Source organism: Corallococcus sp. 4LFB (assembly GCF_046520365.1).
Classification (GTDB): domain Bacteria; phylum Myxococcota; class Myxococcia; order Myxococcales; family Myxococcaceae; genus Corallococcus; species Corallococcus caeni.
The window spans coordinates 1-4,680 of the sequence record NZ_JBKGHJ010000581.1; the positions used below are offsets into that span (position 1 = coordinate 1).

5 protein-coding genes and 1 pseudogene are annotated in these 4,680 nt (G+C 67.1%); 3 read left to right on the top strand and 3 right to left on the bottom strand.

The annotated features are described in order from the left end of the window. The coding region (locus tag ACLEQD_RS37275) for a DUSAM domain-containing protein (RefSeq protein ID WP_410390640.1) at nt 1-221 on the bottom strand (221 nt) is incomplete at its 3' end. A 256-nt stretch (nt 222-477) separates the two neighbouring features. Between ACLEQD_RS37275 and ACLEQD_RS37280 the strand changes: the two genes are divergently transcribed. Both ACLEQD_RS37280 and ACLEQD_RS37285 read left to right on the top strand, forming a co-directional pair. Further along, a complete protein-coding gene (locus ACLEQD_RS37280) occupies nt 478-1,647 on the top strand; it encodes a serine/threonine protein kinase (protein ID WP_410390641.1) in 1,170 nt (389 codons plus the stop codon). A gap of 7 nt (nt 1,648-1,654) precedes the next feature. Beyond that, nucleotides 1,655-2,041, top strand: coding sequence for a hypothetical protein (locus ACLEQD_RS37285; protein WP_223738450.1), 387 nt, complete (start codon nt 1,655-1,657; stop codon nt 2,039-2,041). Nucleotides 2,042-2,228: 187 nt separating this feature from the next. Here ACLEQD_RS37285 and ACLEQD_RS37290 read toward each other — a convergent pair whose 3' ends face one another. After that, entirely contained in the window at nt 2,229-2,576 is a 348-nt protein-coding gene (locus ACLEQD_RS37290) for a helix-turn-helix domain-containing protein (RefSeq protein ID WP_223738451.1), read from the bottom strand. A gap of 52 nt (nt 2,577-2,628) precedes the next feature. Continuing rightward, nucleotides 2,629-2,946, bottom strand: coding sequence for a helix-turn-helix transcriptional regulator (locus tag ACLEQD_RS37295; protein WP_223738452.1), 318 nt, complete (start codon nt 2,944-2,946; stop codon nt 2,629-2,631). 258 nt (nt 2,947-3,204) lie between these two features. On the opposite strand from ACLEQD_RS37295, the pseudogene ACLEQD_RS37300 reads away from it, so the two are divergent. Continuing rightward, nucleotides 3,205-4,680: pseudogene (locus ACLEQD_RS37300) on the top strand (serine/threonine-protein kinase); the annotation flags it as partial.

Genomic DNA, 4,680 nt, shown 5'->3' on the forward strand with positions numbered 1-4,680 from the left:
TGGGAGCCTTCTCGGATGCGCCGGGACTCCTCGCTCAAGAGGCCCAACGCACCCTCCTCCGTGGCGAGCGCGCTCTCGGCCTCACCGTCGCTGAGGCCCACCTCGGAGGCCGTGCGCTTCAGCAGAGCCTTCGCCTCAGTTGTGAGGGCCAGGCGCGCTCCTGTGGTGGAGACACGACGTGCCAGTTCGCGAATCGGCCCCCAGTCAACGGTTTCACTCATGCGTCATTTTTCCTTTGCGAGCAGCCCATGCCTCTCTGCGAAGCCGGGGCTGGGGCCGCTTGCACCCAGGCGGGGATAGGCGCTCATGGGAGGCGGCCTGTCCGCTACGAGGGGCAGAGGGCTTCACAGCCTCCCAAAGGTCATGTTAATTCGACGGTCCAGTCAACTGTACCTAGCAGATTCCGGAGAGTTGTCCGCGACGGCGAATCTCAGTGTCCGTGGGGCCGCGCCCCTTCTTTCAGGAGGATTCACAGCCATGACGAAGCGTTCGGAAGATGAAGTGTCGACGGAGGAGTTACCGCCCAAGCCCTCCGCTCCGCCCAGCCCCAGTGCGCCACGCTTCCTCTTCGAAGTGGAGGGCGTCCGCTACGAGGCGGTGCGGGAAATCGAAGTGCGGTCGAATGGCGAGAAGCTCCTGAAGGCGGAGCGGCGCGTGGAGGATGGAGCGCTGTCCGGTCCGTGTCTGGTCCGCAAGATTGCCAGCCCATCCACGTACATGATGCGCAAGCGGATGATTGAAGAGGTGCAGTTGGCCTTTCGCCTCAATCACCCCAACATCGCTCAAGTCTTCCACATGCAGGTGGATGAAGAGGAGGACGTCCCCTTCAGCGTCATGGAGTACGTGGGCGGGCCCTCACTGGAGACGCTGGTGTGCGCGGCGTTGGTGCGGGGCAAGTCCCTCTCGGAGGGCTTTGGCTTGTACGTGGGGGCGGAGGTTGCGGACGCGCTGCACTACGCGCACACGCTGACGTCAGAGAAGGGCGTGCCTCTGGGCATCGTCCACCGTGACGTGAGTCCCCGGCACATCGCCTTGGGCCTGCAGGGGGAGGTGAAGGTGCTGGACTTCGGCTCGGCATTCTCGCTGCTGGTGGGGCGGGAGGAGTCGCCGGAGAATCTGCTGCGAGGGGATGTGGCCTATGCCTCTCCCGAATACCTCCGCAAGGAAGGGCTGACACCGCGCTCCGACGTCTTCAGCCTGGGGGTGTTGCTGGTGGAATGCCTCACGGGGAAGCACCTCTTCGAGGTGCGCGACGTCCCGGTGGTGGCGAAGGAGAGCCGGTTTGTCGCGGAGTCGCATCCCTCGTTGCCGCTGCAGCAGATGCAGGCCCTCATGGAGAAGTTCGGTCCGGCCGTCGTCGAGAAGGCGGTGGCTCACCTCAACGAGGACCTCAAGGCGGTGCTGCACACGGCCCTGCGCCTCAACCCCGAGGAGCGCTTCGCGACGGCGGCGGACATGAGGGATGCGTTGCGCGGTGTCGCCCACGCCCAGCTCCGCAAGCCCTATGGGCGCGCGGAGGCCGCCCAGGAGGCTGCCCTTGTGGTGTCCGAGGGTGGGGTACTCCGTGACCAGGTGGAGTTCGGCGAGGCCGGCCTCTACCCGGATGGGTTGGAGAAGCACGAGTTGGGGCTCCCGAAGAAGGAGTAGGCCGCCGATGCTCTGCTTTCGCCTACTGCGCAATGGCCGGCACGTCGCAACCGCGGGGGTGTCGGGCTTCGGTGTTGTCTCCACCATTCTGACGTGGGTGCGCCGCCCCGATGATGAGACGCGCGACAACCCGGAGGTGGACCTCCACCTTGGGGGCTCCGTGGGCAGGGAGTACCGCGAGCGCCTGAGGTGGTGTTACGCCAACGACATCCGTGCGGGCGACGTCCTCACGGTGGAGGTGCGTGAGGACTTGGAGCCTGACCCTCCGAAGGAGAGACGCCTCGACGAGGAGGCGGGGCTGGATGATGTGGCCCGCCTCCAACTGAGGAAGAAAGCCCTGGAGGCGCAGCTCGCCGACGTGAATGAGGAGTTGGCGGAGCGCGGCGCGGCGTAGCGGGGTGCCTCCTCCTTCGGACGGGGAGGCGCTCCGTCATCGCCGGAGTCCGCTCGGGTTGGGGGCGCGCGTACTCCGGTGCAGGGCCCCGAGGCATGGGGCTCTGCCCGCCAAGCCTGCTCCCTGCTCGAGGCGCCAGCCGCACGCAGCCTGCTTCTGGAGGGGCGGGTGCCCTCGGGGCACTGCTTCAGCGGGCCAACTCGGTGGTGATGCGGACGAGGGCGTCCAGCTTCGACGCGTCGAGCTTCCGTGCGAGGAAGAGCAGCCGCCGCAGGGTGACGTCGTCGTCCGCCCGCGTTGGACTCCCGCTGTTGGGGGATTCGGTGAGCCCCATCATGTCCTCGGGGGAGACCATCAGCTCAATGCACAACTTCTTCAGCGTCTCGACGCTGGGAATCATGTGTCCGCGCTCGACACGGCTGTAGACGGCAGAGGCCAGCCCCACGCGCTCCGCGACTTGGACCTGCGTCAGACTCATCTGCTCCCGAGCAAGGCGGGCGATGCTTCCAAGGTGCGCAGCAAGCTGTTCGTTCATAGGTACAAGGGAGTATACCTGAGTTGCTCGTTGTCAAGGGAGTGCGATTCCATCAGCGCATGCCTGAGAGGAGCTGAATGAGGGCAAGGGCCTGGCGCCCGTCCAACTGGCGCACGCGGCGTCGCAGGGCGTCCTTGGCGGTAGCGCTCGTGCCCGGCGGCAGCGCGTAGGAGAAGCCCAGCAGCTCGTTGGGGGTGGTGCCGACGACGGTGCACAGGCGGAACAGCGTCGGGACGCTGGGAAGCATCAGTCCCCGCTCGAGCCGGCTGTAGGCGTTGCGGGAGATGTCGATGAGCCTCGCTACCTCTGTCTGCTGCAAGCCCGCGCGGAGGCGGGCGGCGCGCAGGGCCTCGCCGAGGATGGCAGGCAAAGGGCGCGAGCGCCTCTTCGGCGGGGCGAAGGTGAGGGCGTCAGGGGGGATATGCATTCCAAGTAAACTATACCCTATAGTCTAGTTGAATTCACCTGGACTGTGGCTCGACCTGTCGTGGTTGGTGGTGGTGGGAGGTGGGATAAGACTTCGCGCGATTTCCCTGGGCTTCTGGTAGCGTGGGCCGGCGCCGGGAGGGAATCGCATGCGCGTGGTTGCAGTCCTGCCGTCCTACAGAGCCGCCAGGAGGACGTCGCCATGAGGGACAACGGCCCCCCAGCCGTGCTGTCCCCTGGGGACGTGGTGAAGGGCTACACGGTGGTGAGGCAGTTGGACCGAGGTGGTTTCGGCACCGTGTACCTCGCAACGAACGACGGGCAGCCCTGCGCGCTGAAGCTCGTGGAGCGGCAGCGCGTGGAGGGGCGGGTGGAGAAGGAAGTCTCCATCCTCCTGCGCTTGACGCACCCGAACGTGGTGGGCATTCGCGGCTTCACCTACTGGCAAGCCGAGGAGCGCGACTTCGCCCTCATCGCCATGGAGTACGTGGAGGGGCGGAAGCTGAGCGCGTGGGTGAAGGATGAGAACCCCTCGGCCCGGCGAATTGCGAAGGTGACGCTCGACATGGCGAGGGCGCTGGCAGCCTCGCACGAGGCGGGAGTGGTGCACCGGGACGTGAAGGACGCCAACGTCATGGTGCGCGACGCGGACGGCCTGGCGGTGCTGGTGGACTACGGCATTGGGGACTACGCGGGCGCCCCCTCCGGTGTCACCCAATCCCTGCTGCCGCCGGGGACGATGGAGTTCCGGCCCCCCGAGGCTTGGCTCTTCCTGCGGGAGCATCTTGGCCAGAGAGGCTTCCGCTACGTGTCCGCCCCCTCGGATGACATGTGGGCCCTGGGCACCCTCCTCTACCGTCTCCTGACGGCGAGGCTGCCCTTCGACGTGGGGACGGAAGAGGACTACATCCGGAGTGTCATTGGCAATTCGCCTGTGTCCCCTCACCACGTCAACCGCTTCGTCCCGGAGCCGCTGGGCATGTTGTGCATGCGGCTGCTGGAGAAGGACCCTGCTGCACGTCCTGCCGCGAGCACTGTCTGTGCAGCCCTGGAAGAGCTCCTGGCCGGGGCGGAAGGGGAGGCGTGGGACACGCCCTTGTTTGACTCGTATGGCCCGAACTCGGCCACCACCGAGGGTGAGGTGGACAAGCTGGCTCGGTGGGCGAAGCGGCCCCTGCGCCAGATGCGCCGGGGCAAGGCGCAGGGGCCGGAGCTGCTGGGCGAAGGCAGGCCTGCAGCATTGCCACTCGAGGCCCCGCTGGCGCCTGCGGCCCCCTGGCCCGTGGAGGCGCATGGGCCGGGCTTGGCGCTTGAGGGCGGGGTGGGGGCGGAAGCCGCAATGGAGGCGGACGCGCGCGGCAAATGGCGCCTGTGGCCCCCGTCGTCGAGGCAGGGCGGCGCTCGTTCCTCTCGCGACTCAGGATGGGGCGTATGCTGGGGGCGGGGCTGCTGACCATGGCCCTCGCGTATGGGGCGTACTTCTCACTGCGGACGGACTCACCGCAGCCGCAGGCCGTCACCGGCCAAGAAGTAGCGCCATATATAGAAAAACCTCAAGCTGGCCAGGCCGCAGCTCCCATCGGGCCGGAGGCCACACCTGCGGCCGTCGCTCCCCCCGCGACGCTTCCCGAGGTGACTGCCACCGTGACGACGACGAAGAGTGACTCCCCGACCTCCC